Here is a 26,705-nt window from a genome sequence, read left to right as displayed (position 1 = left end):
CTTCCTCGATCGTTCCATGAGGGCGGCCCCAGGAGGGCCGCCCTGCCGTTGCAGGGCCTAGGCCAGGCTCTGCATCACCGCGTGGCGGCGCAGCTCTTCCTCGAAGTAGGCGATGGTCGCGCGCAGCCCTTCCTTCAGGCGCACGCGGGGTTCCCAGCCCAGGAGGTCCTTCGCGCGGCCGATATCCGGGCGGCGCTGGCGGGGGTCGTCGCTGGGCAGCGGCTTGTAGACGAGGCGGCTCGGCCCGCCGACCTCCGCCAGCACCATCTTCGCCAGCTCCAGGATGCTGAACTCCTCGGGGTTGCCGAGGTTGATGGGGCCGGTCACGTCGGGGCCGGACTCCATCATGCGGATGAAGCCCTCGATCAGGTCGGAGACGTAGCAGAAGGAACGGGTCTGCTGCCCCTCGCCATAGACGGTGATGGGCTCGCCCCGCAGCGCCTGCACGATGAAGTTGGAAACGACGCGGCCGTCGTTCGGGTGCATGCGCGGGCCGTAGGTGTTGAAGATCCGCGCCACCTTGATCTGCAGGTTGTGCTGGCGGTGGTAGTCGAAGAACAGCGTCTCCGCGCAGCGCTTGCCCTCGTCGTAGCAGGAGCGAAGGCCGATCGGGTTCACGTTGCCCCAATAGGCCTCGGGCTGCGGGTGCACGGTGGGATCGCCATAGACCTCGCTGGTGGAGGCCTGGAAGACGGGTACGCGCAGGCGCTTGGCGAGGCCGAGCACGTTGATCGCGCCGTGCACGCTCGTCTTCGTCGTCTGCACCGGGTCGTGCTGGTAGTGAACGGGCGAGGCCGGGCAGGCCAGGTTGAAGATCTGGTCCACCTCCACGTAGATCGGGAAGGTGATGTCGTGCCGGATCACCTCGAAATACGGGTTCTGCAGGAGGTGCGCGATGTTGTCCCGCGTACCGGTGAAGTAGTTGTCGAGGCAGAGGACGTGGTCGCCGCGCTCCAGGAGTCTTTCGCAGAGGTGCGAGCCCAGGAACCCGGCCCCGCCCGTGACCAGAACGCGCTTTCTTGTATGCATCGGCACCCCTCGCGGCCTACGCCCGGCACCGCTCCCCCGGTTGGGAAAAGGCCAGACTCGGCATCATCTACAAAGCCTATGCGCCGAAAACTGTCACAAGAAATCACAAGAATGGGTGCAGCGGGCCGTGAAGAGGGCGCTGCCCTCTCTACACCTCTCCCGCCGGGGACCCCAGCGGGGGTCCCCAGACCCCTGCGATCGGGCTGCCGCGGGGACTGGCTTGAGATGTGGCGCCAATGATCGGGACTCCATCCTGCGCTTGCAGTCGCCTCAGGTCATCGACCCGAGGCGCACCGCCAGCGAAGTGAATCCAACACGAAGAAAAAGATGATGGTGAGGGGTCCGGGGGAGAGGAAGACTTCCATCTTCCTCTCCTCGGGACGGACCATCAGCGCGGGATCAGAGCCACCCCTTCCGCTTGAAGTACACGATCGGCAGAAGCGCGCTCGCCACCATCAGCAGCAGCGCCCAGGGATAGCCCAGTTCCCATTTCAGCTCGGGCATGAACTCGAAGTTCATGCCGTAGATGCTGGCGACCAGGGTCGGCGGCATCAGCGCGACGGAGGCGACGGTGAAGGTTTTGATGATGCCGTTCTGGTCCATGCTGATGATGCCCAGCACGGCATCCAGCAGGAACTGCGCCTTGCCGTTCATCGTGTTCGCGTAGTCGATCAGGGACCGCACGTCGCGCACCAGGGTCTTGATCATCACCTGGTTCTCCTTGCGGACGGCGTTCGCCTTCTCCGCGCCGAGGAAGGTGAGGATGCGCGTGAGGCCGAGCAGCGTGTCGCTCGCGCGCGTCGTCACGTCGCCGACCTGGCCGAGGGTGAGGAGGGCCTGGCGCAGGTCCACGTCGCGCTTGTTCGCCTTCACCTGCATGTTGCGCGCGTTGCGGAAGGTGGTCTGGCTCGCGCGGTCCATCTCGCTCGCCGTCCGCTCGAGGATGTCGGCCAGGCGGTCCACGATCTGCTCGAACAGATGCAGCATCACCCCGTCCGGCGTGCGGAGGATGGGCAGGGCCTGGCGCTGGGCGCGCACGGCGAAGACGGAGAAGGCCTTGGGCGTCGCGTAGCGCACGGTGACGAGCGCGGTGGGGGCAAGGACGAAGGTGATGGGGGTGGAGCCGAACTCCCCTTCCTCGGCGCCGTAGAGGAAGGAGGCGGTGAGGAAGAGCACCTCCCCTTCCTTGTAGAGGCGGGAGGAGCTCTCGATCTCCTGCATCTCCTCGCGGGTCGGCACCTCGATGTGCAGCGCGTCCTGCACGGCCCGCTCCTCCTCGGGCGTCGGGTTCAGCAGGTCGATCCAGGTCGCCGCGGCGATGGATTCGGCCGTGTCCAGCCCGCCATGCACGTCGCAGGCGCCGTTGCGGAGGGCGTAGGTGGTCATCATGGGCGGCTTCCCCGGGGTCCGGGCAGTGGGCGTGCGGCGGCGGTTCGCGCCGCCGGCCGAATCGGCCGGGGCGCACCCGCTCTAGCCCCGCGCGCAGAACGGGGCCAGCGCGGCGGGATGACAGGGTGGAGAACCCCGCCTCAGGCGGGGGGCGGCTCGTCCGGCGCGGGCAGGCCGAAGCGGGCGGCCACCTCGGGGAAGGTGGCGCAGGCCGGATGGCGGTTGCTGGCCACCGTGCCGTCCGCCGCGCGGACGAGCTGGCAGGTCTGCATCCCCGCCGCCTGTGCCGCGTCCAGCTCCTCCGCCACGTCGGAGAGGAAGAGCATCTCCCCTGGCGGCAGCCCGGCCGCATGGGCGATGGCGGCGTAGGAGTCAGCCTCCCGCTTCGGGCCGGTGCGGGTGTCGTCGAAGCCGGAGAGGAGGGGCGTCAGGTCCCCTGCCTCCGTGTGGCCGAAAAGAAGGCGCTGCGCCTCCACCGAGCCGGAGGAGTAGATCCGCAGTGCGATCCCGGCCGCGGCCCAGGCGCGCAGGCAGGCCGCCACATCCGGCCAGAGGTGCCCCTTCAACGCCCCGGATTCGAAGCCCTGGCGCCAGATCATGCCCTGCAGGGCCTTCAGCGGCGTGACCTTCTCGTCCCGCGCCATCCAGCCGCGGAGCGCCTCGGCCGGGTCCTGGCCGGGGGCCAGGGCGCGGGTCTCGTCGAGGATGGCGGCCACGGCCGGCTCCCCGCCGTGCTGGGCCAGGAAGCCGTCCAGCGCCCGCTCCGCGAAGGGGAACAGGGTCTCCTTCACGAAGGCGATGGCGCTGGTCGTGCCCTCAATGTCGGTAACGACGGCCCGGACGGGCATCAGCCGAACTTGGCCGGGAAGCGCTCCGACATGTCGGTGCCCGTGTAGTGCGGCGTCCAGCCCGTGGTGTCCGTGAAGACGCGCAGCGCCGTCACGTTCGGCCGGGTGCCGGCGTCGAACCAGTGGTGCGTGTTGGCGGGCACGGAGATCAGGTCGCCCTTCGTGCAGTGGGCGTCGTAGACCTTGCCGCCGACGTGCAGGATGAAGTTGCCCGCGCCCTCGTGGAAGAAGCGGACCTCGTCCTCGGTGTGAAGGTGCTCGGAGAGGAACTTCTGGCGGATGGCGTCGATCTGCGGGTTGTCGGCCGTCAGCCGGATCACGTCGGCCGTGCCCGCGCCCGTCTCGCCCATGAAGGCGTCCAGGCGGGGGCGGTAGGCGGCCAGGACCGTCTCCGGATCCGCGCCCTCGGGCAGGTCAGCGACCGGCCAGCGCTCGAAGCGCACGCCGATGGCGGACAGGGTGCTGGCGATCTCCGCCGCGTCCTGCGTGTCCTGCAGCACGGCGTTGGTGGTGGCGTCGTGGACGACAAGGCGGCTCATGGGCGGAACCTCCCCGCTAGCTGTTGATCGAAAGGTCGGCCATCTCGCAGGCCAGCATGAATTCGAGTCCCTCCAGGCGGGCCAGGGCGGCCTCCATGTCGGGGCCCCATACATAGACACCGTGCCCGCGGATCAAATACCCGGGAAGGATCGGGGCGGCCATGTTTCCCCAGCGCGCCTCCACGGCGCGCTGCAGGCGGGGGATGTCCTGGTCGTTGTCCAGCACCGGGATCTCGACCGCGGCCTCGTGCGTGGCCAGGCCCGGGAAGGCCTTCAGCAGCTCGTACCCCTCCAGCCGGATGGAATCCCCGGCCCGGCGGGAGAGGACGGTGTTGGCAATGGAGTGGCCGTGCACCACCGCGCCCACCTCAGGGAAGGCGCGGTAGGCGCCGCAGTGCAGCCCCGTCTCGGCGGAGGGGCGCAGCGCCGGGTTCTCCGGCGCGCCCTGCATGTCCACCGCCATCACGGCACCCGCGTCCAGATGCGCCTTGTGGAAGCCGGAGCGGGTGATGGCCACGCGCCCCCCCGGCAGCCGGACGGAGATGTTGCCGGCGGTGGCCGGCACCCAGTTGCGCTCCGCCATCCGCCGCCCGGCGGAGACGATGGCCTCGATGGCTGCCGAGGGGATCGCACCTTGCGGAATGGGGTCGGGCACGCGCCGCCTCCTCAACAGCAGCGCGCCGGCCGCCAGGGGGATGCCCTGGGGACCGGCGCGCCGTTGGGCACGAAAAGGAAATCAGACCGTCGGCGGCTGGCGGACGGTGGTGCGGTTCGTGTCCGCGGCCGTGCCCACGGTCGGCGGGGGCAGGTTGCCGGCGGGCGGCACGGCGGTGGTGTCCGCCATGGACGCGTCGGGCTCGTCCTCCTTGATGTTCTTCTTGAAGGACTTGATGCCGGTGGCGAGGTCACCCATCAGCCCGCTGATCTTGCCGCTGCCGAAGAGCAGCAGCACGACGAGCAGCACGACGAGCCAGTGCCAGATGCTGAACGAACCCATGTGACGCCCCGTAGATCCTTATGTGTGCCGGGCCGGCGGCCCGTGCCACGTTCCAGGTTGGAGACTAGGGCCACGCATCCCGGGGGTAAACCGGCCCGCCCAGGCCCTGTGGAAATCCGGTAGGGGACATGGGCCATGCGCGGGCCGGACGCAATGGGCAGATGGAGGTTCCTTCATTTGGCGCGCCGGCGGCCCCAGGGAGAGGCAGAAGGAATTCCCCCCTCCCCGGCCCCCTTTTCCTCATTTTTTCCATGAGGCTGCCGGGGAATGCGGGGCTTGCAACCCGCCTCGGGTCCAGGGGGAGGGAATCCCTTCCCTCCCCCGGGGCCATAAGCGCTACTCCGCCGAGGCCCAGCTCCGATAGGGCAGGATGAAGCCATAGGCCGGGAACACGGTATTCCCCACCACGTTCGCCGGCGGGTACCACACGCGCACCGCCGACCAATCATTGCGCTCGGAGACGTCGATCACGGCCTGGTCGCGGGCCACGCGACCCTTCAGGCCACCGGAGGCCCAGTTGGCGTGGTCCACGCGGATCTCGCGCGGGCCCATCACGCGCGCGACCACGGCCACGTGGCCGTCCCGCAGGCGGGAGGTGCGCTGGAGAACGAGGACGGCGCCGGGGCGGGGGCTCTGGCCGCGGTCATAGCGGCCGGCGGCGGCCTCCCACCACTGCCAGCCGTCGCCGCGCAGGTCGATGCCGGATCGGGCGCGGGCATAGGGCACGCAGGACTGGTAGCCGGCGCTCGCCTCGTAGCCGTAGCCGGCCGCGATCGGGCCGCTGCGCGAAGCACCGCAGGCGGAGAGCGCGCCGCCCGCGAGCGCGAGCAGAAGCAGCCGCATGAGAAGAGCGGACACGATCGGAAAACCCCCTCGGGCCTCCCCCGAGGCCCGGGGCAGACTAGCGCGGCGGCGGTGGCGAAGTCAGCGCCGGGATGCGGCGGAAAGGGGGCGGGCGAGAAAACTTCGGCGGGCGTGTCACACCGGCGGGGGCTGCCTCGTCCTATAGGCGAACAACCCGAAAGGACAGAGCGCCATGACGCCCCGCCTCGACTACTTCGCCACCTCCCCCAAGCTGCTGGGAGCCATGATGAGCCTGGAGCGCGCCGTCGCCTCCGGCGGTCTGGAGCACAGCCTGATCGAGCTGGTGAAGACCCGCGCCTCCCAGATCAACGGCTGCGCCTTCTGCATCGACATGCACACGAGGGACGCGATGAAGGCCGGAGAGAGCCCGGCGCGGCTCTTCCTGCTGGATGCCTGGCGGGAGGCGCCGAACTATACGGACCGGGAGCGCGCGGCCCTGGCCTGGACGGAGGCGCTGACCCTGGTCTCCCGTACCCACGCGCCGGACGAGGACTACGACGCGCTGAAGGCGCAGTTCACCGAGGAGGAGATCGTGCAGCTGACGATGCAGATTGCCACGATCAACGCCTGGAACCGGCTGGCCATCGGCTTCCGCAGCGTGCCCGGCGTGCTGCCCCAACGGGCCGAGGCGGCCGCCTAAGGTGGCGGGCGGGCCCGATCCGGCCGAGCACTTCGCGCCGCTGCGGCGTGAGCTGATCGGGCTCGCCTACCGCATGACCGGCTCCCTCGCCACTGCGGAGGACATCGCGCAGGAAGCCTTCCTGCGCTGGAACGCCGCGGACCGGAGCGAGATCGAGCTGCCTCGCGCCTGGCTGCTGAAGGCCACGGCGCGGCTGAGCCTGGACCACCTAAAATCCGCCCGCCACCGGCGGGAGAGCTATGTCGGCCCCTGGTTGCCGGAACCGATGCTGTCCACGGAGGAGGCGCCGCAGCAGGCGGCGCATGAGCGGGCGCAGGACATCTCCGTCGCCTTTCTCCTCACCCTGCAGCGGCTCTCACCGGCGGAGCGGGCGGTCTTCATCCTGCACGACCTGTTCGAGACGCCCTTCACGGAGATCGCCGCCCTTCTCGGCCGCAGCGAGGCCGCTTGCCGGCAAGTGGCCAGCCGCGCCCGCGCCCATCTGGGCGAGGCCGAGCCCCGGCGATCCGTGACGGAGGAGGAGGCGCAGCGAATCGCCCGCGCCTTCATGGACGCGGCGCGGGATGGGCGGGAGGACGCGTTGCGAGACCTGCTGGCGAAGGACGTGGTGCTGCACACCGATGGCGGCGGCATCCGTCCTGCCGCCCGCAACCTCATCTTCGGCGCGGACAAGGTGGGCCGCTTCTTCGCCGGGCTGGCCCGGAAGGTGCCGCCACCCGAGGCACTGCTGCATCTCGGCCGCCTGAACGGCCTGCCCGGCTACGTGACGTTGGAGGCGGACGGCCTGCCCCAGGCCACGACGCTGGAGATCGTGGAAAGCCGCATCGTCGCGATCTATGTGATGCGGAACCCCGAGAAGCTGGGCGCGCTGCGCGAACGCCTGCCCGGCTAGGGGCTGGCGCGGAACCGGGACGGAGGCCATCTTCCGCCGCCTCACGCACAGGGGCGCATCCATCTTGGCTTCCGAGCATCCCGAGACCGTTCGACTGGGCATCGTCGGCTTCGGCATCATGGGCGAGCGCCTGGTGCGCGCCGCCCTGGACCACCACGGCGCCCCGCTGCGCCTGACCGGCGTGTGGGACCCCTCGCCCGAGGCCGCCGCCCGCCTCGCCTCCATCGCCCCGGACCTGCCGATGCTGGAGAGCGCGGAGGCGGTGATCGCGGGCTGCGACTGCCTCTACGTGGCCGCCCCGCCCGCAGCGCACCTGCCGCTCGCCGGTGCCGCCCTTTCCGTTGGCCGCTCCGTGCTGCTGGAGAAGCCGCTCTCCCACGACACGGAGGCCGCCCGCGCCTTCGTCGCCCGCGCCGAGGCGGAAGGGGCGCGCGCCGGGGTGAACTTCCCCATGGCTTCCTCCCCTGCCATAGCCCAACTGCGCGCCTGGATGGCGGAAGGCGCGGTCGGCGCCCCGGACTCCCTCTCCATTGAGGTCGCCTTCGCCACCTGGCCCCGCCCCTGGCAGCACGACGCCGCCTCCTGGCTCTCCCGCCGCGCCGAGGGCGGCTTCACGCGGGAGGTGGTCTCCCACTTCCTCTTCCTCACCCGCCGCCTGCTCGGCCCGCTGGCCCTGGAATCCGCCCGCGCCACCTATCCCGGCGAGGACCGCTCCGAGACCGCCGTGGAAGCCCGCCTGACCGCCGGCGGCGTTCCCGTGACGCTTCGCGGCGGCGTCGGCACCACCGACCGCGACGACACCAATGCCTGGACCCTGCGTGGCCCCGCCGGCGCCATCCGCCTACGCGACTGGTCCATCGCCGAGCGCGAGAGCGCGGAAGGCTGGGCCACGGCCCCGGACGCGATCCCCAATGAGCGGATGCGCCCGATGGTCCTGCGCGGCCAGATGGACAAGGTGATCGCCATGACCCGCGGCGAGCCCCACACCCTGGCCACCCTGCGCGAGGCGCTGGAAGTGCAGGAGATCGTGGAGGCGATCCTGGCGGCCGGGTAGCGCGCCTCCGGGGCGGCGCAACCTTCCGCCCCGCGCCCCGCTGCAACGGCGTCGATCCCCGGCAAGGAGCCGCCGCCCATGTCCGCCACCACCCTTCCCACCCCGGCCGAGGGGCGTTTCCGCGTGGTCCGCGCCCTGGCCAGCGGATGGTGGCTGCTGCTGCTGCGCGGCGTGGTCTCGATCCTCTTCGGGGTCTTCGCCTTCCTGGCGCCGGGTCTGGGGCTGGCCGTCATCCTCGGCGTGCTGGCCGCCTGGCTGGCGCTGGACGGCGCGTTCACCCTCTGGCAGGCCGCCACGGGCCGAAGCGCGGCCCCACTCCCCGGCCCGGCCCGGCCCCATTCCGGCTGGCTCTGGGTGGACGGCATCCTCTCCCTCGTCGCGGCCGTGGTGCTGATGGCCATGCCCATCGCATCGGCCATCGTGCTCGTGCTGCTGGTGGCGGCCTGGTCCATCGCCACGGGGATCTTCCGCATCGTCCTGGCCTGGCGCAGCGGCAGCTGGCTGCTCGGGCTCTGGGGGGCGATCGGCATCCTCATCGGGCTCTGGCTGGCCGCGGCGCCGGGCGCCGGCCTGCTGGCGCTGATCTGGGTGGTGGCGATCCAGGCGGTGGTGGGCGGCATCCTCCTCATCAGCCTCGCCTTCCGCCTGCGCCGCATCCACCACGACCCGACGCCGGGCTGATCCGGCGGCGCTTGCTGCCCCGGGGGAGGCGCCGCCTCCCCTGGACCCCTCCGCTGGGGACCCCGACGGGGGTCCCCAGACCCCAGCGTCCGGGCTGCCGCGGATACGATGATCAGAGGGCAGCGCCGCAGGCACTTCGATTCCGTGCCGGTCCGGGCCGCCCTGTTGGCCGCCTGAGGTCGATGACCTCAGGCGCACCTCCAGCGCAGCATTCCGCGGCAGCCCAATAGAAGAAGATGAGGGAGGTCCAGAAGGGACGATTCCTTCTCCCTCCTGGCCCACGATCGCAGGACCTAGACCGACATCCCCGCGCACCACCCCGATGACCAGGCCCACTGGAAGTTGTAGCCGCCGAGCCATCCCGTCACGTCCACTGCCTCTCCCACCACATGCAGGCCGGGGACGGCATTCGCCGCCATGGTCTGGGAGGAGAGGGCGGCGGTATCCACGCCGCCGGCCATCACCTCGGCCTTGGCGTAGCCTTCCGTTCCCGTGGGCATCAGGGAGAGGTTCTTCAGCCGCGCGGCGACGGCGGAGAGGGCCTTGTTGCCGAGTTCTCCCACGGGCCGCGCGTGCTCCTGGAACAGGGTGGCGCCGAGGGCGGCGGCCAGGCGCTGCGGCATGTGCTCGCCCAGGACGGTGTGGAGCGCGGCGCGCGGGCGCTCAGTCTTGCGCGCCAGCAGCCAGGCGGTGGCGTCCAGGCCGGGCAGCAGGTCCACCGCGACTGCCTCGCCCGGGCGCCAGGGCGTGGAGACCTGCAGGATGGCGGGGCCGGAGAGGCCGCGATGGGTGAAGAGCATCGCCTCCGCGAAGCGCGCCTTGCCCGCGCGCGCCTCCACGGGCAGCGAGACGCCGGAGATGGGGCGCATGAGGGCGAGGTCCGACTCACCGAAGGTCAGCGGCACCAGGCCGGGGCGCGGCGCCACGACGGGCAGGCCGAAGCGCTGCGCGATGTCGAGAGAGAGACCTGTCGCGCCCATCTTGGGGATGGAGAGGCCGCCCGTGGCCAGCACCAGCGCGGGCGCGGCGAAGGTGCCGCGGTTCGTCTCCACCTGAAAGACATCTGCGCGGGAGACGCCGGTGATGCGGTGGCGGAGGCGCAGATCCACCCCGGCCGCGTCGCATTCCGCCAGCAGCATCTCCACGACGGCGCGGGCAGAGCCGTCGCAGAAGAGCTGGCCGAGCGTCTTCTCGTGGTAGGGGATGCGGTGGCGCTCCACCATCGCGATGAAGTCGCGCTGCGTGTAGCGGGAGAGGGCGGAGCGCGCGAAATGCGGGTTCGCCGAGAAGAAGCGCGCCGGCTCCACCCCGAGATTGGTGAAGTTGCACCGCCCGCCGCCGGAGATGAGGATCTTCGCCCCCGGCCCCTCCGCATGGTCCAGCAGCAGCACGCGCCGGCCGCGCCGCCCGGCGGTGAAGGCCGCCATCATTCCCGCGGCGCCGGCGCCGAGGATGATCGCGTCGAAGGTCTCGGTCATCTCCGGCCTCCCTTGGCGCCCCGCGGCGGATCGCGCAAGGCCGTCTCGCCAAGCCGGGCCGCGCGGGCAAGAATGGCGGCCCGGAGGAATCGATGATGCCGCATTTCGTCCCCGCCACGCCGCAGACCACGCGCATCGGCCAGTTCGATGCCGCCTTCCCGCCCGTGGCGAGCATCGCGGCCGGGGAGAGCGTGACGCTGCAATGCGTCTCGGGCCTCGGCGATGCCGTGCCGGGCGAGGGCAGCGGCATGACCGTGCCGCAGGCCCTGCGCGACATTGCCGCGGCGAACACGGCGGGCCTGGTCGGGCACATCATCACCGGCCCGGTGGAGGTGCGCGGCGCGGAGCCGGGCGACGCGCTGCGCGTGGAGATCGAGAGGATCGAGCTGGGCACGGATTGGGGCTTCTGCGGCTTCCGCCCGCTGATGGGCACGCTGCCGGAGGACTTTCCCTTCCGCCGGATGCTGCACATCCCCGTGGACCAGGCGGCGAAGACTTGCACCCTGCCCATGGGCGGCGGGATCAAGCTGGACCTCGCCCCCTTCTTCGGCGTGATGGGCGTGGCCCCGCCGCCGGAATGGGGCCGCATCTCCACGAAGGAGCCGCGCGCGCATGGCGGCAACCTCGACAACAAGGAGCTGGTGGAGGGCACCACCCTGTGGCTGCCCGTGCACGTGCCGGGCGCGATGTTCTCGGCGGGCGATGGCCACGGCGTGCAGGGCGATGGCGAGGTCTGCATCAACGCGCTGGAGACGAGCCTGACCGGCACCTTCGGCCTGCATGTGGAGAAGGGCGGCGGTGCGCGCGACCCGATCCTGCGCTTCCCGCGCGCGGAGACGCCCACGCATTTCATCACCATGGGCATGAACGAGGACCTGGACCTGGCGATGAAGCAGGCGCTGCGCGAGATGATCGGCTTCATCGCCGCGCGCACCAACCTCTCTCCGGCGGACGCCTATCAGTTCTGCTCGCTCGCGGTAGATTTCCGCGTGACTCAAACCGTGAACGGCGAGAAGGGCGTGCACGGAATGTTGAGGAAAGGTGTCATCCTCTAGCGACGTGTGAAGTGGGCAGGGGAAACGGCTGATCCGATTCACACACTGATTCCTGTCCACAGAATCGCCCACATTTCCGTCCACAAGTTTTCGTGGCCGTCATCTTGTGGGCGGGCAACTGGCTGACCTACCGTATCTTGTATCGTCGTTGACGGGGGTTACGCGATGGACTGGTCAGCGGAAGCGATCGAACAGTTGCGGGCACTCTGGGCGGAAGGACACTCCACCGCCGAGATCGGGCGCCGCATGGGCATCTCGAAGAACGCCGTGGTGGGCAAGGCGCATCGCCTGCACCTGCCCGCGCGCCCGAGCCCGATCCAGCGCGAACAGGCCGCCGCATCGGCCGCCGCACCGCGCCCCGTCGTTGCGGTGGCAGTCGCGCCCGTCGCCGCATCGGCGCCGCGCCCCGTCATGCCCGCCGCGCCGCGCCCGCCGGTGCCCGCGATGCGCGCCGCGGCGCCCTCTGCCGCGCCCGCCGTGGTGCGCCCCTTCCCGCGCAGCGGCGCGCGCACCTGCTGCTGGCCGATCGGTGAGCCCGGCACGCCGGAGTTCCGCTTCTGCACGTCGGAGTCCTTCGCCGGGAAGCCCTATTGCCTGGAGCACGCCTCGATTGCCTACGTGAAGGCGCGCGATCGGCGCGAGGACGCTGCCTGAACGGCAGCGACATCGCGTGACAGGAAAGGCGCCGGTCAGGGGGACCGGCGCCTTTCTTGTTGGTCCTTCGGGAGGCTTTGCCTCCCGTGCCCTCCACCAGGAGGAAGAAGGAATTCTTCCCCCTGGTTCCCCATCATCTTTTTCTCCGAGTTGGTGCCGGGAAGACATGCCCCGCGCCGAGGGTCGTGGCCCCTCGGCGAACCGCCAGCCCCGCATTCCCCGGCAGCCCCCTTAAGAAAGACGAGGGGTGGGTTCCAAGGGAGGGGAGAATTCCTTCTCCCCTCCCTCCAGTCCATCACGCACCGCGCCCGCCGATCAGCCGCCGCCGGATGCGCCCGCCGATCCAATCGATCACCGCGACGGTGACGACCATCAGGATGATGATGAAGGCCACCTCGTCCCAGTGGCGCACCTTGATGCGCTCGGCGATCTGCAGCCCGATCCCGCCCGCGCCCACCACGCCGAGGATGGAAGCGGAGCGCGTGTTGCTCTCGAAGAAGTAGAGGGCCTGGGCCAGCATGACAGGCAGGACCTGCGGCAGGATGCCGAAGCGGACCGCCATGAGGCGCGATCCGCCCGCGGCCACCACCCCCTCCGCCTGGCGGCGGTCCGCGTTCTCGATCGCCTCGGCGTAGAGCTTGGAGAGGGTGGCGAGGTCGGAGACGAAGAGGGCGAGCACGCCCGCCAGCGGCCCGAGGCCGACCGCGCGCACGAAGGCCAGCGCCCAGATCAGCTGGTCCACGCCGCGCATCCCGTCGAAGACCCGGCGGAGCGAGAAGCGCAGCAGCGTGGCGGTGACGACGTTCCGCGCCCCGAGGAAGCCGAGCGGGATGGCGAAGGTCGCGGCCAGCACGGTGCCGAGGAAGGCCATCGCCACGCTCTCCGCGATGCCCTGCAGGATGTCCTGCCACAGCTCCCCGGGCGAGGGCGGGATCATCAGGCGGATGATGACGAAGAGGCCGGAGAGCCCGTTCCACAGCCGCTGCGGCGTGATGTCGAAGAGCCAGAGCGCCCAGACGAACCACAGCAGGAACAGCGCGCCCCCGGCCAGGCGCCACGCGCGCCGGCGCGGGGATAGGGCGAAGGCCTCCGGCAGCGCCGCCTTCCAGTGGTCGATGCGCGCCCCGCTCATGCGCGCGCCTCCCCCACCAGCCCGCGGCGGACGCGGTCGGAGAGGAGGTCGATCATCGCCACCACGATCACGATCAGCACGATGATGGCCGAGATCTCCTCGTAGTAGTTCTGGGAGATGACGAGGTAGAGCTCCTGCCCGATGCCGCCCGCGCCGACGAAGCCGATCACGCTCGCGCCCCGCACGTTGATCTCGAACCGCAGCAGCAGGTAGCTGACGACGTTCGGCGCCACCTGCGGCAGCACCGCGAAGCGGCAGGCCTGCACCCAGGTGCCGCCCGCGGCCCGCACCGCGTCCCACGGCCCCATCGCTGCGTTCTCGATCGCCTCGGCGAACAGCTTGCCCAGCGCGCCCGCCGTGTGGAGCGCGATGGCGATGATGCCCGCCAGCGGCCCCACCCCGAAGGCCCAGACGAGGATCAGCGCGTAGACGATCTCCGGCACCGTCCGCACCGCTTCCAGCCCGCGCCGGGCCAGAACGTACGCCCACCTGTTCGGCGCCGTGTTCCGCGCGGCGGCGAAGGAGAGCAGCAGCGCCGCCGCCCCGCCCGCCAGCGTAGCCAGCGCCGCCATATTCGCCGTCTCCAGCAGCAGCAGCGCCCACTTGTCCAGCCGGTAGAACCAGAAGGCGAGGCTGCCCTCCGTCTCCCAACCGCCGAACAGCGCCCCCCAGCGCAGCTCCGGCAGCAGCTTCACGAAGTAGTCCCCCGCGCGCGGCAGCCCGGCAACCAGCGCCGCCGGGTGGAACTCGCTCATCCACGCGCTGGCCAGCAGGGCGGCCAGGAACAGCGCCACGCCCAGCAGCGCCCGCCCCCGCTTCGCGCGGCGCGCGGCCTGGAAGGCGGCCTCGCCGCGCTGTGCTGCTGCGGTGGTCAGAGGGGGCGCCACTGGGGGAAGAGTGAATTCTTCCCCCAGACCCCCATCATTTTTTTCTCCGGGACTGCCGTGGATACCCTGATCGCTGTCCCGCCCTTGATCCCCGGGCTGCCATGTCTCGCGCCGAGCGGCATGGCCGCTCGGCGAGACCCCAGCGCAGCATTCCGCGGCAGCCTATTAGAAGAAGATGATGGGGGTTCCAGGGGGAAGGATTCTTTCTTCCCCCTGGGGGCCACTAGGACCGTCACCGCCGCCGCCGGCGTTCCGCCGCCTCCTCCTCGCGCAGCTTCAGCACCAGCGCGTAGTCCTCCGCCGTCACGGTGCGGAAGCCGGTTCCGCCGCCGCGCTCGATGCCCTGGTAGATGGCCGGGTGGACCTTCGGCAGGGCGAGGAGGAAGTCCCGCATGTCGTTCTTGAAGGTGTCGGGCAGGTTGGCGCGGCAGGCGACGGGGCCGGCGGGGATGGTGTCGCTGGTCCAGATCACGCGCAGGTCGCGCATGTCGAGCATGCCGTTGTCCACCATGGCTTTCAGCGCGCCGCGGGAATAGCCGGTGGAGACGTCGCCGACGCCGGAGGCCCAGGTGCAGGTGGCGTCGTACTGGCGGTGCAGCACGGCGACGATGCCCTGCTGGTGGCCGCCCGCGAAGCCGGTGCGGGAGAAGTAGGTGTTCACGTCAATGCCGGCGGCGCGCAGCGCGGCGCGCGGGGCGAAGTAGCCGGAGGTGGAGTTGGGATCCGCCCAGGCGAGGGACCTGCCGCGCATCCCAGCCAGATCCGTGATGCCGGAATCCGAGCGCACGATCATCACGGCCACGTAGCCCAGCGTGCCGTCCTCGCCCTCCGGGGCGACGAGGGGCTGGATGGCGCCGCGCGTCTCGGCCCAGGTGCCGGCGAAGTTGGCGGCGCCCATCTGCGCCACCTCGATCAGCCCGGCGGCGAAGGCCTGGCCCAGCCCGGCGAAGTCCGGCGCGGAGAAGAGGCGGACGGGGAGCTTGAAGGTCTCCTCCAGCAGGGCGCGGTAGGGCTCGTTGCGGGCCAGGCGGTCCACCTCGTTCTCCCCGCCGGAGAGGCCGATGCGGAGCGTGCCGATGGCATCCGCCCAGGGGCGGCGGCCGGGTTGGGGAAAGGCGGTGTCCGGGTCGGCGGTGCGCCGTGCTGCCAAGGCCGCCGGGATGAGTAAGGGGGCGGGCAGCGCGAGGGCGGCGGAGAGGAGGGCGCGGCGGCTGGGCATGGCGGGCCTCGGGTTCAGGCAGGCAGGGCGCCGGAGGGGGAGGGCGTCTCCGCCTCCAGCGCCTCCTCCGGCACGCCGTAGATGGCTTGGACCTCCGCGGCCCTCAGGGCGGCGGGCGGGCCGTCGAAGACCACGCGGCCGGCGGCCATGGCGACGATGCGGTCGCAGTAGCGGCGGGCGGTGTCCAGGTGGTGGAGGTTCACCAGCACGGTCAGCCCTTCCCGCCGGTTCACGTCGCGCAGCGCCTCCATCACCACGCGGGCGTTGTGCGGGTCGAGGGAGGCGATGGGCTCGTCCGCCAGGATCAGGCGCGGCTCCTGCAGCAGGGCGCGGGCGATGGCCACGCGCTGCTGCTGGCCGCCGGAGAGGGTTTCGGCCCGCTGCAGCGCCTGCTCCGAGAGGTCGAGGCGATCCAGGGCGTCCAGCGCCATGGCGCGCTCGGCCGGGGTGAAGTTCAGCAGGATGGAGTTCAGCGTGGCCAGGGGACCGTGGCGGTGGTTCAGGCGGCCGACCAGCACGTTGGTCAGCACGTCCAGCCGCCCGATGAGGTTGAAGCCCTGGAAGATCATGGCGCAGCGCGTGCGCCAGTCCCGCAGCGCCCGGCCGCGCAGCGCCGTAACGTCCACGCCGTCGTGCAGGATGCGGCCGGAGGTCGGCTCGGTCAGGCGGTTGACCATCCGCAGCAGGGTGGACTTGCCCGCGCCGGAGCGGCCGATGATGCCGACCATCGCGCCGTCGGGGATGGCGAGGGTGACGCCATCCACGGCCGCGCGGTCGCCGAAGCGGCGCGTCAGGTTCTGAAGTTCGAGCATCCCCGGCCCTGCGGTTGCAGGGCCAGTATAGGGCGGCCTCAGACCCCCGCCAGCACCGCCTCCGTCACCCGCGTCACCTGCGCGTCGTCCAGGTAGGGGTGCATCGGCAGGGCCAGGATGCGCTTGCACAGCGCCTCGCTCACCGGCAGCGGCGGCACCTGGCCGAGCGCGGAGGCGTGGGCCTCCCGGTAGGCGGGCTGATGGTGCAGCGGCAGGGGGTAGTACACCGCCGTCGGCACGCCGCGGGCCTTGCAGGCCTCCTGCACGCGGGTCCGCTGCGCCTCATCGGCCAGCGCGATGGAGTAGAGGCCATAGGCGCTCTCCGCCCCTGCCGGCTTCGCGGGGGTCTGCACCTTGCCTGCCAGCGCGGCGTCGTACCCGGCGGCCACGCGGGCGCGGGACGTCAGCTCATCCTCCAGCAGCGGCAGCTTGCAGAGCAGGATGGCGGCCTGGATCGTGTCCAGGCGGCCGTTCATGCCGGTGCGCATCACCTCGTAGCGGGTCTTGCCCTCGCCGTGGGTTCGCAGCGAGCGGTAGAGCTCCGCCTTCTCCGCGTCGTTGGTCAACAGCGCGCCGCCATCGCCGTAACAGCCCAGCGTCTTCGTCGGATAGAAGGAAAGGGCGGCCGCACCGCCCCAGTTCCCCAGGCGCTTGCCGTTCAGCGCCCCGCCGAAGGCCTGCGCGGCGTCGTCCAGGGCGAACATGCCCTCCTCGGCGCAGATCGCCTCGATCGCCTGCCAGTCGGCGGGCAGGCCGAAGAGGTCCACGCCCACCACGGCGCGGGGGCGGAGCTTCCCTTCCGCCTTCACCAGCGCGATGCGGTTCTTCAGGTCGGCGATGTCGATGTTGAAGGTCTGCGGGTCCACGTCCACGAAGACGGGGGTGGCGCCGAGCACCAGCGGCACCTCGGCCGTGGCCGTGTAGGTGAAGGCGGGCAGGAACACGGCGTCGCCGCGCCCGATCCCCTCCGCCATCATCGCGATCTGAAGCGCGTCCGTGCCGGAGGAGACGCCGACGCAGTGGCCCGCGCCCGCGAAGGCGGCCAGCGCGCGCTCCACCTCCTCCACCTCCGGCCCCTGCACGAAGCGGCCGGAATCCAGCACGGCGGCGATGCGGCGGTCGATCTCCGGCCGGATCAGCGCCTGCTGGGCCTTCACGTCGAACAGCCCGATGGGCGGGAGGGAAGAGGGGTCTTGCGCCATGGGCGCCCCCTTAGCCCAAAGCGGCGGGGGCGTCGAAATCAAGGATCGTATCCGAGGGTTACGCGGCGGGCCCCCTGGCCGGCATCCGCATGACCCGGGAGAGGACGAGGCCCAGCGCCAGCATCGCCGCCCCGCAGGCCAGCAGCGCCACCATCGCCCCGAGCCCCGTGACCAGCCCACCGAAGAGCAGCGGCCCGAGCGACTGCCCGACGAAGAAGGAGAAGGCGTGCAGCGCCACCGCCGAGCCGCGGGCCTTCGGCGCCACCTCCGTCACCCGGGTCTGCAGGGCGTTGTGCATGGTGAAGTAGCCCATGCCGACCAGGAACAGGCCGAGGATCACCGGCAGCGCCGCCAGCAGGGGCGCCGCCCCGGCCCCGCGCCCGCCCGAGAGGGCGACGATGGCGAAGCCCAGCCCCGCCAGCACCCCCGCCACGCGCATCATGGCCGGCAGCCCCAGCCGCGCCAGCATGATCCGCGAGACGAGGGCGTAGCCCACCCCGGCCAGGCCGAAGGCGCCGATGGCCAGCCCCGCCTCCAGCGGGCCGCCCATGCCCCAGCTTGCCATCAGCGCGGCCAGGAAGGGCAGCAGCCCGAAGACCAGGAGCCCTTCGGCCCAGACGGAGGCATAGACCCGGCGCGCCATCGGCAGCCGCACGATCTCGCCGTAGCGGCGGAAGGCGGCCACGGCATCCACCCGGCCCGCCGGCGGCTCCGGATCGCGCCGCAAGTCTGCCCACAGCACCGCCGCCACCAGCAGCACCGGCACCGCGCCGAGGCCGATGATCTCCCGCCAGCCGACCAGCCCGTGCACGAGCCCGGAGAGCACCCCGCCCCCGATCTGCCCGATGATGCTGAAGGCCAGCAGCTGGCTCAGCGCCACCGGTCGCTGCGCCACCGGCACCCGGTCTCCGAAGGTGGCGATGATCAGCGGGTACACGCCACCCGCCGCTGCCCCCGCCAGCGCCCGGAACACAAAGAGCGGCCCCGCCCCCGGCGAGAGCGCGCAGGCGATCAGTGCCAGGCCGGTAAGGATGGTGGCGATCACGATGATCCGCCGCTTGCCCAGCGCGTCGCCGACGGGCCCGAGGATCGGCTGGATCAGCGCGTAGGGCAGGGCGAAGGCCGTGGCGAGCAGCGCGATCCGGTCCGTGGAGACGGCCAGGTCCCGCGCGATCTCCGGCAGGATCGGGTCCAGGCTGCGCGCCGAGAGGCTCGTGGAGAAGGCCGTGAGGCCATAGAGCAGGATCAGCCGGCGGGTCCGGGCTGCGGTGTCATCGGGCGGGGCAGGCATGCCCGGCCATGGTGGGCCCCGTCCCGGCGGATGGCCAGCCACGCCCGCGCGGGGCTGGGATGCCGGGGGTGGCAGGGTGGGCCCGGAGAAGGAGCTGGGCGCGCCCTTGCCGCACGGCCTGGGAAATGCCGGATGCGGTGACGGCGCCACCGCCGCCACCCCGGCCTCAAATTTCCGGCAGGTGCAGCCAGAGCGCGACCGCGCTGAGGATCATGTTGACCGCGAGGGCCGCGAGGATGAGGCCCATGATCCGCCGCAGCAGGTGCGCCCCGTGGGCGCCGATGACGCGCCGCACCCTCTCGCCCAGGAGGAAGACGCAGAGCAGCGCGGCGAGGACGGCCGCCAGGGCGGCGATCGTCACCCCCTGCTGGACCGGCGAGTAGCGGTTGTTGTCCATCAGCAGGACCATCGTGAGCATGGAGCCCGGCCCGGCGATGATCGGCGTGGCGAGCGGGTGGATCGCCACCGCCGTCGCATCCTCCCCGGAGGAGGACTGGATCGCGGATTCCCTGGCCTCGCCCAGCACCATGTTCAGGGCGAAGAGGAAGACGATCACGCCGCCGGCGATCTGGAAGGACAGCAGCGAAATCCCCATCGCGTGCAGCAGGAACTGCCCGACCACGGAGAAGGTGGTGAGGATGCCGAAGGCGATCGCCACGCCCAGCCACGCCGCCCGCCGGCGCCCGGCCTCGCTCAGCGCCGTGGTGGCGCCGAGGAAGAGGGGCAGGTGGCCGATCGGGTCGAGCACGGCCCAGAGGGTCACGAGCTGCGTGGTGAAGAGCCGGTAGTCGTCGAGCAAGGCGCGCTTCCACTGCTGTTGGCATTCCGGTGAGGAAACATGCCTGCCCCGCCTCAGGCGGCGGGGGTGCCTTCGGTCCTCGTGCCCGCGGGCTCGGCGGCTCCCCCCGGCGCCAGCCGCCGCAGGTAGGCCTCCGCCTCGTCCCAGGCATCCGTCGATGCGGAGAGGCCGACATAGCCGTCCGGCCGCACGACCAGGATGCGGCCATCGACGGGCGGCCTGCGGGGGCGCGGCTCCAGCAGGGCCGGGAAGCGCGCCGCCAGGGCCGCCCCGCGCGCGGCGTCTGCGGAGTACAGCACGAAGCGCGGCGCGGCCCCGGCGCCCGGGGGCGGGCCGTCGTAATCGGCGGGCGCGAGCCGCACACCGGCGTGCCGGCCGGCCGAGAGCGGGCTGCCGGCATAGGCGATCTCGATCTCGCTCATGGTCAGGGCCATGCGCTGCCGCACGGTGTGGAGGCCGAGCATGAAGTGGAGCGCCAGGTTCCGCGCCGCGATCGCGGCCGGGTGGGCGAGGGTTGCCATGTCCGTCAGCCTGGCGGCGTTCCGCAGCACGGTCTCGCCCACCGCGCCCCGCTCGGGCGAGTAGCTGTCGAGCAGGGCCGGCGCTGCCCCGCCATGGGCCACCATCGCCAGCTTCCAGGCGAGGTTGATGGCGTCCTGCATCCCCGTGTTCATGCCCTGGCCTCCGGCCGGGCTGTGGATGTGCGCGGCATCGCCGGCGAGGAAGACGCGGCCCTGCCGGTAGTCCCGCGCCTTGCGGCCGTTGATGCGAAAGCTGGCGAGCCAGACCGGGTCCAGGGCCCGGATCTCCCCGCCGGCCCGCTGCCCCAGCACGGCCTGGACCTCCTCGATCGTCGGGGCGGGCCTCGGGTGGTCGGGGCTGGATTCCCCGACGGCCGCGATCATGCGGACGCGGCCGCCCCGCATCGGGAAGATCGCGAGCGGCCCGTCCCGGTGCAGGTAGGTCGTGATCTCGTCGGCGGGCGGTCTTGCCTCTCCCTCCAGGCGTATATCCGCCAAGATCCAATCGTCGCGCTGCGCGGTGCCCTCGAATTCGGCGCCCAGCCCGTGGCGCACCGCGCTGTGAGCGCCGTCGCAGCCGAGCAGCCAGGGCGTCTCCACCGTCTCCTCGCGCCCGCCGGCATGGGCCAGCCGCGCCGTGACCCCTTCGGCGGAGGCGGCGAAGGAGACCAGCTCCACCTCCCGCTCCACCGTGATGCCGAAGGATCGCAGATGCGCGGCCAAAAGGCGTTCCGTGTCGCTCTGCGGGACCATCAGCGCGAAGTTGTAGGCGCTGGCGATGTCGCCGAACTCGGTGCGGCCCAGCACGGCGTCGCCGCTGCGGATGGAGGCGGCATGGACGCGGTGCCCGATCTCCAGGAAGGCCTCCGCGCAGCCCATCCGCTCCATCAGCTCCAGCGTGCGGCTCCAGACGACGATCGCGCGGGAGGTCTCGGCCGGGTGCGGGCTGCGGTCGATGATGCGCACGGGAATGCCGTAGCGCGCCAGCTCGGCCGCCATGGTCAGACCGACCGGGCCGGCACCGACGATCAGGACGGGTTCCATGCTCTCTCCCCTTGCTGCCGGGCGCCAGCCGTGCCGGCAGCGCGCAGGATAGGCTTTGTCGTGCGTCGCCGGCCCCTCAGCCGCGGAAGCAGGGAGGGCTCGCCTCGTCACCCAGGCGATCCAGATGGGGGCGCCTCGTCGTCGTGGCCGTCAGGCCGATCGGAGAAGAGAAGAGCAGGGCAGCCAGGATCACAACGGCGAAGCGGAAGGCGGCCTCCTGCCCGTTTCAGTGGAGAGACCGCCACATCCCCAACCACTCGCGGCCGATCACCGATGAACCGGGGCGCAATCTCTCAATCCGCAGGCCGCGCCCGCGATGGGCAGTGCCCGGCCCGTGCGGAACGGGGCGAAGCTGGTGTCGTGGTGCGCCACAGGAGTGACAAGGAAACGTCGCCCTGCCGGAAGGCTCCCCTTAACTCAACTCCGGAGGACTGGCCGGGGATGTATGCGAGCGGTTCGCCGGGATCGTCGAACCTCGGCCCTGGACATGCGTCCCGAGTACCAACTCGACGGAAATGATGCGCATTCCAGGGAGGAACGCTCTCCTCCCCGGCCTGAGACGGACTGCTCGCGTTTGCCTGGAGGCCTGAAGGTCCACGCCTCCCGGAGATCACCCCACCTTCGCGCCGCCGGGCCGGGGCACGCTGATGACGAAGAGGCGGTGGTTGGCGATGTCGATGTTGCGCCGCGCCTTCTCGTTCCACACGCGATCAGCGGTCTTCTCGTCCGTGTAGGGGCCGTAGCTCTCCTCGGTGCCGGGCTCCAGCGTGCTGAAGGTGGCGTCCGTGAAGATGCCGCCCCAGATGAAGTGCAGCTTGGGGTAGGAGGTGTCGGGCATGGCTTCGGCTCGGCGCTGTTGCGCCGCAGCACATACTCCCGCCCGCCCGATTTCCCAAGCGCCATAGCCCGGATCGTTCATTATTCGTTCTTGTCAGGGTCGGTCCGGTGCCCATATTCCCCCTCCAGCCGGAAGGGGCGCCGATGGAGCTGCGCGAGAAGCTCGAGATCCTGGCCGATGCCGCGAAGTACGACGCCTCCTGCGCCTCCTCGGGCACGGAGAAGCGGGACAGCCGGGATGGGGGCCTGGGCAGCACGGAGGGGATGGGCATCTGCCACGCCTATGCCCCGGACGGGCGCTGCATCTCCCTGCTCAAGGTGCTGCTGACGAATGCCTGCGTGTTCGACTGCGCCTACTGCGTCAACCGCGCCTCCTCCAACGTGCGGCGTGCGCGCTTCTCGGTGCGGGAGATCGTGGGGCTGACGCTGGACTTCTACCGGCGCAACTACATCGAGGGGCTGTTCCTCTCCTCCGGCATCATCCGCTCCCCGGACTACACGATGGAGCAGATCGTGCGCGTGGCGCGGGAGCTGCGCGAGACGCACGGCTTCAAGGGCTACATCCACCTCAAGACCATCCCCGACGCCGACCCGGCGCTGCTCGCGGAGGCGGGGCGGCACGCCGACCGGCTCTCCATCAACGTGGAGCTGCCGCAGCCGGCCAGCCTGAAGACCCTGGCGCCGGAGAAGGACAGCGGGCGCATCCGCGTGGCCATGGCCGGGCTGCGGACGCGGATCGAGGAGGCGAAGGAGGCCAGGGCCCAGGCCGCGAAGCCCCGCGTGCTGATGAATGGCGGCCCGCGCGCGGCCGCGCCGCGCTTCGCCCCGGCGGGCCAGTCCACCCAGATGATCGTGGGCGCGGACGCCTCCACGGACGAGACGATCCTCGACACCAGCACGCATCTTTACGGCTCCTACCGGCTGAAGCGCGTCTACTTCTCCGCCTATTCCCCCATCCCCGACGCCTCCGCCCTGCTGCCGCCCGTGGCGCCGCCGCTGGTGCGGGAGCACCGGCTGTACCAGGCCGACTGGCTGCTGCGCTTCTACGGCTTCACCGCGCCGGAGATCATGGCGGGCGGCGAGGGCGGGATGCTGGACCTGGAGGTGGACCCGAAGCTCGCCTGGGCGCTGAAGCACCGCTGGATGTTCCCCGTGGACATCAACCGGGCCGATAAGGAGATGCTGCTGCGCGTGCCCGGGCTGGGGGCGAAGACGGTGGAACGGATCCTCTCCTCCCGCCGCGTGCGCTCCTTCCGCATCGCGGACCTCGCGCGGCTCCGGGTCAGCATCCGCAAGGTCGCGCCTTTCGTCACCGCGCTGGACCACCACCCGCGCGCCGGGCTGCTGGACCGCGCCGACCTGCGCGCCATGCTCGTGCCGAAGGGCGGGCTGGCAGATCGCGCCGCCATCCTCCCGGCCGGGCTGGTCCCGCGCCCCGTGCAGCTGCCCCTCTTCGCCCATGCCTAGCGTCACCCTCGCCATCCCCGACGACTTCGAGGGCTGGCGCGCCGCCGCCCGCGCCCTGGTGATGGCCGGCATTCCGCCGGAAGCCGTGGAATGGCGCGCGGAGGGCGATCCCGTCCCCCTCTTCGCCGACGGCCCGCCGCCCGCGCCGCCGGCGGATGCGCCGCCGCCCCGCGTGCCGCGCGGCTTCCCGGACCTGGCCGGGCTCGTCATCCGCCATCGCGATCCCGGCCGCTTCGCCCTGCTGCACGGCCTGCTGCACCGCCTTCAGCATGAGCGCGGCCTGCTGGACGACGCCGCCGACCCGGCCGTGGCCCGTGCCAATGCCATGGCCCGCGCCGTGCGGCGGGACGCGCACAAGATGCACGCCTTCCTTCGCTTCCGGGAGGTTCGGGTGAAGGACGGGACCCTGGCGGCGCCGCTGGCCGCGCCCGATCCCGTGGCGGTGCCGGATACCCCTGCCCCCGCGCGCAACGCCCGCAGCGTCGCCCTGGCCCTGCGCGACCTCGGCCCGCTGGAGGAGCCCGCCGAGGCGCCGCCACCCCCGCCCGGGCGCCCCGCCCCGGCCCCCGCGCCGGAGAGCCGCTTCGTCGCCTGGTTCGAGCCCGAGCACCACATCCTGCGCGCCGAATCCGGCTTCTTCACCCGCCGCTTCGCCATGCTGCGCTGGAGCATCCTGACGCCCGAACTCTCCGCCCATTGGGACGGCCAGGAGGTCCGCTTCGGCCCAGGCGCCCGCCGCGCCGACGCCCCCGCCGAGGACGCGGCGGAGACCCTCTGGCGCGCCTACTTCGCCTCCATCTTCAACCCCGCCCGCCTGAAGCCCGACGCCATGCGCGCGGAGATGCCCCAGAAGTACTGGCGCAACCTGCCCGAGGCCCAGGACATCCCCCGGCTGATGCAGGAAGCCCCGAAGCGCGTGGCCGAGATGGTCGCCCGCGGCGCCACCCCGCCCACCGAGCGCCGCCAGCGCGCCATCCACCTGCCCGCCATCATCCGCCCCGCGCAGCCGGAGGCGCCGCGCGGCGTTGATTCCGCCATGCCCGCCGACCTGCTCACCCCCGACGAGGACTTCGCGGAAGCCCAGGCCGCGCTGCGCCGCGACCTGCTGGCGCGCAACGACCTGCCGCCCTGGGTTGCCAACGCCACCCAGCCCGTGATGGGCGAGGGCCCGCAGCACCCGCTGCTGATGTTCATCGGCGAGCAGCCTGGCGACGAGGAGGACCTGAAGGGCCAGCCCTTCGTCGGCCCCGCCGGCCGGTTGTGGAACAAGGCGCTGGAGGAGGCGGGCGTTCCCCGCGGCGAGGCCTACGTCACCAATGCCGTGAAGCACTTCAAGTTCACGCCCACCGGCAAGCGCCGCCTGCACCAATCCCCGGACGCCGGCGACATCACGTTTTACCGCCCCTTCCTCCAGCGCGAGATCGGCTTCGTCCAGCCCCGCCTGATCGTCACCCTCGGCGCCACCGCGCTGCGCGCCGTCTCCGGCCGCGCCATGCCCGTGACGAAGGTGCGCAGCTCCCTGCTGCGCGATCCGGAAGGCCGGCCCTTCTACCCGACCGTCCACCCCTCCTACCTGCTGCGCCTGCCCGACCCCGCCGCCAAGGCACGGGAGTACGACCGCTTCGTGGAGGACCTCGGCCAAGCCGCAGCCACCGCCCGCAACCTGCCGGCGCGCTGACGGCCGGTTCTGGTCTGTTCGGCCCCAGGGGGCTGACTTGCGGCGTGGGGCTGACGATCAGGACCCGGTCCTGCCGTTGCAGTCGCCTCGGCTCATCGAGCCGAGGCGCACCGTCAGCGAGGTTCAGACCAGCTGATAGAAAAAGATGATGGAGAGGGGTCCGGGGAGAGGAAGAATTCCTTCTTCCTCTCCCCGGGACAGACCGCCACCCCAGGAAAAGCGAGCCTAGCTCCCGGTGAACTGCGCCGGGCGCTTCTCCAGGAAGGCGGCCCGCCCTTCCTTGTGGTCGGCGGAGAGGAAGAGCGTGGTCTGGAAGTGCCTTTCCGCTTCCAGGGCCGCTTCCAGCCCGGCGGCGAGCATGGACTTGGTCAGGGCCATGGGCGTGGGGGCCTGTTCCGCCAGGTAGCGGGCGCGCTCCAGGGCGCGGGGCAGGGCTTCGCCGCGGTGGACGACCTCCTCGACCAGGCCGATGCGCTCGGCCTCGGCCGCCGTCACCTGCTCGTGCAGCATCAGGATGCGGCGGGCGCGGCCGGCGCCCACGCGGGCAGGCAGGGTGAAGGGCAGGCCCAGGTCGGCCATCAGCCCCACCTTGCCGAAGCCGGCCATGAAGCGGGCGTCCTCCGCCGCCACGATCAGGTCGCAGGCGCAGGCCAGGGACAGGCCGGCGCCGACGCACCAGCCCTCCACCGCCGCCACCACGGGCTTGGACCCGGTTGCGAGGAGGCGGATGGAGCGGTGCGCGCGGCGCAGCCTCTCCCGCCCGCCGAGGGCGTCCTTCACGTCCATGCCCGAGAGGTCGCCGCCCGAGCAGAAGGTGCCGGAGGCGCCGGTGACGAGGATGGCGCGGATGGCGGGATCGGCCTCTGCCTCCTCCAGCACCTCGGCCATGCGGTCGCGCAGCGGCACGGCCAACGCGTTGCGGCGCGCGGGGTAGTCCAGGGTCAGGAGCAGCACGGCACCGTCTCGGGCGACGTGCAGCGCCATGCCGTCCGGCAGGGGCGTCTCGCTCATCCCGCCGCGCCTCAGGCGCCGGCCGTCTCGCGCGCGTCCTGCAGCGGCGCGGCGGTGACGGAGCGGAGGTGCTCCAGGGTGACGCCGGGAGCGAGGTCGCGCACCGCGAAGCCGCTCTCCGTCACCTCGAGCACGGCGAGGTTGGTATAGACGCGCGCCACCGCCTTCATCGCCGTCAGCGGGTAGGAGCAGCGCTCCACCAGCTTCGGGCGGCCGTCCTTGGTGGTGTGCTCCATCATGACCCAGACGCGCTTGGCGCCGGCGGCCAGGTCCATGGCGCCGCCCACCGCGGGCGCGCTGTCGTTCTCGCTGGTGGCCCAGTTCGCGATGTCGCCGTTCTCGGCCACCTCGAAGGCGCCGAGCACGCAGAGGTCGATGTGGCCGCCGCGGATCATCGCGAAGCTGTCCGCGTGGTGGAAGTAGCTGCCGCCAGGGTGCAGGGTCACGGGCTGCTTGCCGGCGTTGATCAGCCAGGCGTCCTCCTTCCCGTTCTCCGGCGCCGGGCCCATGCCGAGGATGCCGTTCTCGGAGTGCAGCACCACCTCACGCCCCTCGGGGATGTGGTCGGCGATCAGGGTCGGCATGCCGATGCCGAGGTTGCAGTACCAACCGTCCGGGATGTCCTTCGCGGCGCGGGCGGCCATCTGGGTGCGGGACCAGGGTTCCATGCTCGTTTCCTCCGTCA

The 26,705-nt window shown here is 71.6% G+C and carries 27 protein-coding genes; 8 read left to right on the top strand and 19 right to left on the bottom strand.

Annotated features, from left to right (window positions below; all coding sequences use genetic code 11):
* Positions 1-57: 57 nt before the first annotated feature.
* The 7 genes from NRP21_RS18275 to NRP21_RS18245 form a co-directional block, all read right to left on the bottom strand.
* Positions 58-1,029, bottom strand: coding sequence for a UDP-glucuronic acid decarboxylase family protein (locus NRP21_RS18275; RefSeq protein WP_257717662.1), 972 nt, complete (start codon positions 1,027-1,029; stop codon positions 58-60).
* A 399-nt stretch (positions 1,030-1,428) separates the two neighbouring features.
* Positions 1,429-2,418, bottom strand: a complete 990-nt coding sequence (gene corA, locus NRP21_RS18270) for a magnesium/cobalt transporter CorA (RefSeq protein WP_257717661.1) — start codon at positions 2,416-2,418, stop codon at positions 1,429-1,431.
* Between the two features lie 140 nt (positions 2,419-2,558).
* Positions 2,559-3,266: an acireductone synthase gene (mtnC, locus tag NRP21_RS18265; RefSeq protein ID WP_257717660.1), complete on the bottom strand. Its 708-nt coding sequence runs from the start codon at positions 3,264-3,266 to the stop codon at positions 2,559-2,561.
* Complete coding sequence (locus NRP21_RS18260; protein WP_257717659.1) at positions 3,266-3,805, bottom strand: 1,2-dihydroxy-3-keto-5-methylthiopentene dioxygenase; 540 nt, start codon at positions 3,803-3,805, stop codon at positions 3,266-3,268. Before NRP21_RS18260 ends, mtnC begins: the two co-directional genes overlap by 1 nt.
* 16 nt (positions 3,806-3,821) lie before the next feature.
* Positions 3,822-4,460: a methylthioribulose 1-phosphate dehydratase gene (locus NRP21_RS18255; protein ID WP_257717658.1), complete on the bottom strand. Its 639-nt coding sequence runs from the start codon at positions 4,458-4,460 to the stop codon at positions 3,822-3,824.
* Positions 4,461-4,541: 81 nt separating this feature from the next.
* Positions 4,542-4,802, bottom strand: a complete 261-nt coding sequence (locus NRP21_RS18250) for a twin-arginine translocase TatA/TatE family subunit (protein WP_257717657.1) — start codon at positions 4,800-4,802, stop codon at positions 4,542-4,544.
* A gap of 336 nt (positions 4,803-5,138) precedes the next feature.
* The gene (locus tag NRP21_RS18245) at positions 5,139-5,660 is read right to left on the bottom strand and encodes a CHAP domain-containing protein (RefSeq protein WP_257717656.1); all 522 of its coding nucleotides are present in this window, start codon (positions 5,658-5,660) and stop codon (positions 5,139-5,141) included.
* A gap of 178 nt (positions 5,661-5,838) precedes the next feature.
* On the opposite strand from NRP21_RS18245, the gene NRP21_RS18240 reads away from it, so the two are divergent.
* The 4 genes from NRP21_RS18240 to NRP21_RS18225 all read left to right on the top strand — a co-directional run bounded on the left by NRP21_RS18240 (position 5,839) and on the right by NRP21_RS18225 (position 8,933).
* Positions 5,839-6,306, top strand: coding sequence for a carboxymuconolactone decarboxylase family protein (locus tag NRP21_RS18240; protein WP_257717655.1), 468 nt, complete (start codon positions 5,839-5,841; stop codon positions 6,304-6,306).
* 1 nt (position 6,307) lies between these two features.
* Positions 6,308-7,198 carry a sigma-70 family RNA polymerase sigma factor gene (locus NRP21_RS18235; RefSeq protein ID WP_257717654.1) on the top strand — a complete coding sequence of 297 codons (891 nt, stop codon included), beginning with the start codon at positions 6,308-6,310 and terminating at the stop codon, positions 7,196-7,198.
* 64 nt (positions 7,199-7,262) lie between these two features.
* Complete coding sequence (locus NRP21_RS18230; protein WP_257717653.1) at positions 7,263-8,252, top strand: Gfo/Idh/MocA family protein; 990 nt, start codon at positions 7,263-7,265, stop codon at positions 8,250-8,252.
* Positions 8,253-8,330: 78 nt separating this feature from the next.
* Complete coding sequence (locus tag NRP21_RS18225; protein WP_257717652.1) at positions 8,331-8,933, top strand: HdeD family acid-resistance protein; 603 nt, start codon at positions 8,331-8,333, stop codon at positions 8,931-8,933.
* 293 nt (positions 8,934-9,226) lie between these two features.
* Here the strand turns inward: NRP21_RS18225 and NRP21_RS18220 are convergent, their stop codons facing one another.
* Positions 9,227-10,411, bottom strand: coding sequence for a BaiN/RdsA family NAD(P)/FAD-dependent oxidoreductase (locus NRP21_RS18220; protein WP_257717651.1), 1,185 nt, complete (start codon positions 10,409-10,411; stop codon positions 9,227-9,229).
* A 92-nt stretch (positions 10,412-10,503) separates the two neighbouring features.
* Here NRP21_RS18220 and NRP21_RS18215 point away from each other — a divergent pair, with 92 nt between their 5' ends.
* On the top strand, positions 10,504-11,466 hold the full coding sequence (locus tag NRP21_RS18215) for an acetamidase/formamidase family protein (RefSeq protein ID WP_257717650.1): 963 nt from the start codon (positions 10,504-10,506) through the stop codon (positions 11,464-11,466).
* Between the two features lie 165 nt (positions 11,467-11,631).
* Complete coding sequence (locus NRP21_RS18210; RefSeq protein WP_257717649.1) at positions 11,632-12,120, top strand: GcrA family cell cycle regulator; 489 nt, start codon at positions 11,632-11,634, stop codon at positions 12,118-12,120.
* A gap of 295 nt (positions 12,121-12,415) precedes the next feature.
* Here NRP21_RS18210 and phnE (NRP21_RS18205) read toward each other — a convergent pair whose 3' ends face one another.
* The 9 genes from phnE (NRP21_RS18205) to NRP21_RS18165 form a co-directional block, all read right to left on the bottom strand.
* Complete coding sequence (gene phnE / locus NRP21_RS18205) at positions 12,416-13,252, bottom strand: phosphonate ABC transporter, permease protein PhnE (protein ID WP_257717648.1); 837 nt, start codon at positions 13,250-13,252, stop codon at positions 12,416-12,418.
* Positions 13,249-14,139 (bottom strand): phosphonate ABC transporter, permease protein PhnE, encoded by an 891-nt coding sequence (gene phnE, locus NRP21_RS18200; protein ID WP_257717647.1) that lies wholly within the window; start codon positions 14,137-14,139, stop codon positions 13,249-13,251. Before phnE (NRP21_RS18200) ends, phnE (NRP21_RS18205) begins: the two co-directional genes overlap by 4 nt.
* A 232-nt stretch (positions 14,140-14,371) precedes the next feature.
* Positions 14,372-15,358, bottom strand: a complete 987-nt coding sequence (gene phnD, locus NRP21_RS18195; RefSeq protein WP_257717646.1) for a phosphate/phosphite/phosphonate ABC transporter substrate-binding protein — start codon at positions 15,356-15,358, stop codon at positions 14,372-14,374.
* 14 nt (positions 15,359-15,372) lie between these two features.
* The gene (phnC, locus tag NRP21_RS18190) at positions 15,373-16,170 is read right to left on the bottom strand and encodes a phosphonate ABC transporter ATP-binding protein (protein ID WP_257717645.1); all 798 of its coding nucleotides are present in this window, start codon (positions 16,168-16,170) and stop codon (positions 15,373-15,375) included.
* 38 nt (positions 16,171-16,208) lie between these two features.
* Positions 16,209-17,372, bottom strand: coding sequence for a DegT/DnrJ/EryC1/StrS family aminotransferase (locus NRP21_RS18185; RefSeq protein WP_257717644.1), 1,164 nt, complete (start codon positions 17,370-17,372; stop codon positions 16,209-16,211).
* Between the two features lie 58 nt (positions 17,373-17,430).
* Positions 17,431-18,663 carry an MFS transporter gene (locus NRP21_RS18180; protein ID WP_257717643.1) on the bottom strand — a complete coding sequence of 411 codons (1,233 nt, stop codon included), beginning with the start codon at positions 18,661-18,663 and terminating at the stop codon, positions 17,431-17,433.
* 166 nt (positions 18,664-18,829) lie between these two features.
* Positions 18,830-19,462 carry a MarC family protein gene (locus NRP21_RS18175; protein WP_257717642.1) on the bottom strand — a complete coding sequence of 211 codons (633 nt, stop codon included), beginning with the start codon at positions 19,460-19,462 and terminating at the stop codon, positions 18,830-18,832.
* Between the two features lie 53 nt (positions 19,463-19,515).
* Complete coding sequence (locus NRP21_RS18170; protein ID WP_257717641.1) at positions 19,516-21,027, bottom strand: FAD-dependent monooxygenase; 1,512 nt, start codon at positions 21,025-21,027, stop codon at positions 19,516-19,518.
* 610 nt (positions 21,028-21,637) lie between these two features.
* Positions 21,638-21,865, bottom strand: a complete 228-nt coding sequence (locus NRP21_RS18165; protein WP_257717640.1) for a DUF4170 domain-containing protein — start codon at positions 21,863-21,865, stop codon at positions 21,638-21,640.
* Between the two features lie 143 nt (positions 21,866-22,008).
* Here NRP21_RS18165 and NRP21_RS18160 point away from each other — a divergent pair, with 143 nt between their 5' ends.
* The gene (locus NRP21_RS18160; protein ID WP_257717681.1) at positions 22,009-23,331 is read left to right on the top strand and encodes a putative DNA modification/repair radical SAM protein; all 1,323 of its coding nucleotides are present in this window, start codon (positions 22,009-22,011) and stop codon (positions 23,329-23,331) included.
* Positions 23,324-25,009: a UdgX family uracil-DNA binding protein gene (locus NRP21_RS18155; RefSeq protein WP_257717639.1), complete on the top strand. Its 1,686-nt coding sequence runs from the start codon at positions 23,324-23,326 to the stop codon at positions 25,007-25,009. The genes NRP21_RS18160 and NRP21_RS18155 overlap by 8 nt, the downstream gene beginning before the upstream one ends.
* A 225-nt stretch (positions 25,010-25,234) precedes the next feature.
* Here NRP21_RS18155 and NRP21_RS18150 read toward each other — a convergent pair whose 3' ends face one another.
* Positions 25,235-26,020 carry an enoyl-CoA hydratase/isomerase family protein gene (locus NRP21_RS18150; protein ID WP_257717638.1) on the bottom strand — a complete coding sequence of 262 codons (786 nt, stop codon included), beginning with the start codon at positions 26,018-26,020 and terminating at the stop codon, positions 25,235-25,237.
* Between the two features lie 11 nt (positions 26,021-26,031).
* Positions 26,032-26,688, bottom strand: a complete 657-nt coding sequence (locus NRP21_RS18145) for a 3-oxoacid CoA-transferase subunit B (RefSeq protein ID WP_257717637.1) — start codon at positions 26,686-26,688, stop codon at positions 26,032-26,034.
* Positions 26,689-26,705: the final 17 nt, after the last annotated feature.

This window comes from Roseomonas populi (assembly GCF_024594815.1).
GTDB lineage: Bacteria > Pseudomonadota > Alphaproteobacteria > Acetobacterales > Acetobacteraceae > Roseomonas > Roseomonas populi.
This window is presented reverse-complemented; position numbering and strand designations above follow the sequence as displayed.

Excerpts from the sequence above, each read along its gene's own strand:
- NRP21_RS18275 (WP_257717662.1), bottom strand. The coding sequence starts at position 1,029 with ATGCATACAAGAAAGCGCGTTCTGGTCACGGGCGGGGCCGGGTTCCTG.
- corA (WP_257717661.1), bottom strand. The coding sequence starts at position 2,418 with ATGATGACCACCTACGCCCTCCGCAACGGCGCCTGCGACGTGCATGGC.
- mtnC (WP_257717660.1), bottom strand. The coding sequence starts at position 3,266 with ATGCCCGTCCGGGCCGTCGTTACCGACATTGAGGGCACGACCAGCGCC.
- NRP21_RS18260 (WP_257717659.1), bottom strand. The coding sequence starts at position 3,805 with ATGAGCCGCCTTGTCGTCCACGACGCCACCACCAACGCCGTGCTGCAG.
- NRP21_RS18250 (WP_257717657.1), bottom strand. The coding sequence starts at position 4,802 with ATGGGTTCGTTCAGCATCTGGCACTGGCTCGTCGTGCTGCTCGTCGTG.
- NRP21_RS18240 (WP_257717655.1), top strand. The coding sequence starts at position 5,839 with ATGACGCCCCGCCTCGACTACTTCGCCACCTCCCCCAAGCTGCTGGGA.
- NRP21_RS18225 (WP_257717652.1), top strand. The coding sequence starts at position 8,331 with ATGTCCGCCACCACCCTTCCCACCCCGGCCGAGGGGCGTTTCCGCGTG.
- NRP21_RS18220 (WP_257717651.1), bottom strand. The coding sequence starts at position 10,411 with ATGACCGAGACCTTCGACGCGATCATCCTCGGCGCCGGCGCCGCGGGA.
- NRP21_RS18215 (WP_257717650.1), top strand. The coding sequence starts at position 10,504 with ATGATGCCGCATTTCGTCCCCGCCACGCCGCAGACCACGCGCATCGGC.
- NRP21_RS18210 (WP_257717649.1), top strand. The coding sequence starts at position 11,632 with ATGGACTGGTCAGCGGAAGCGATCGAACAGTTGCGGGCACTCTGGGCG.
- phnE (WP_257717648.1), bottom strand. The coding sequence starts at position 13,252 with ATGAGCGGGGCGCGCATCGACCACTGGAAGGCGGCGCTGCCGGAGGCC.
- phnD (WP_257717646.1), bottom strand. The coding sequence starts at position 15,358 with ATGCCCAGCCGCCGCGCCCTCCTCTCCGCCGCCCTCGCGCTGCCCGCC.
- phnC (WP_257717645.1), bottom strand. The coding sequence starts at position 16,170 with ATGCTCGAACTTCAGAACCTGACGCGCCGCTTCGGCGACCGCGCGGCC.
- NRP21_RS18185 (WP_257717644.1), bottom strand. The coding sequence starts at position 17,372 with ATGGCGCAAGACCCCTCTTCCCTCCCGCCCATCGGGCTGTTCGACGTG.
- NRP21_RS18180 (WP_257717643.1), bottom strand. The coding sequence starts at position 18,663 with ATGCCTGCCCCGCCCGATGACACCGCAGCCCGGACCCGCCGGCTGATC.
- NRP21_RS18170 (WP_257717641.1), bottom strand. The coding sequence starts at position 21,027 with ATGGAACCCGTCCTGATCGTCGGTGCCGGCCCGGTCGGTCTGACCATG.
- NRP21_RS18165 (WP_257717640.1), bottom strand. The coding sequence starts at position 21,865 with ATGCCCGACACCTCCTACCCCAAGCTGCACTTCATCTGGGGCGGCATC.
- NRP21_RS18160 (WP_257717681.1), top strand. The coding sequence starts at position 22,009 with ATGGAGCTGCGCGAGAAGCTCGAGATCCTGGCCGATGCCGCGAAGTAC.
- NRP21_RS18155 (WP_257717639.1), top strand. The coding sequence starts at position 23,324 with ATGCCTAGCGTCACCCTCGCCATCCCCGACGACTTCGAGGGCTGGCGC.
- NRP21_RS18150 (WP_257717638.1), bottom strand. The coding sequence starts at position 26,020 with ATGAGCGAGACGCCCCTGCCGGACGGCATGGCGCTGCACGTCGCCCGA.
- NRP21_RS18145 (WP_257717637.1), bottom strand. The coding sequence starts at position 26,688 with ATGGAACCCTGGTCCCGCACCCAGATGGCCGCCCGCGCCGCGAAGGAC.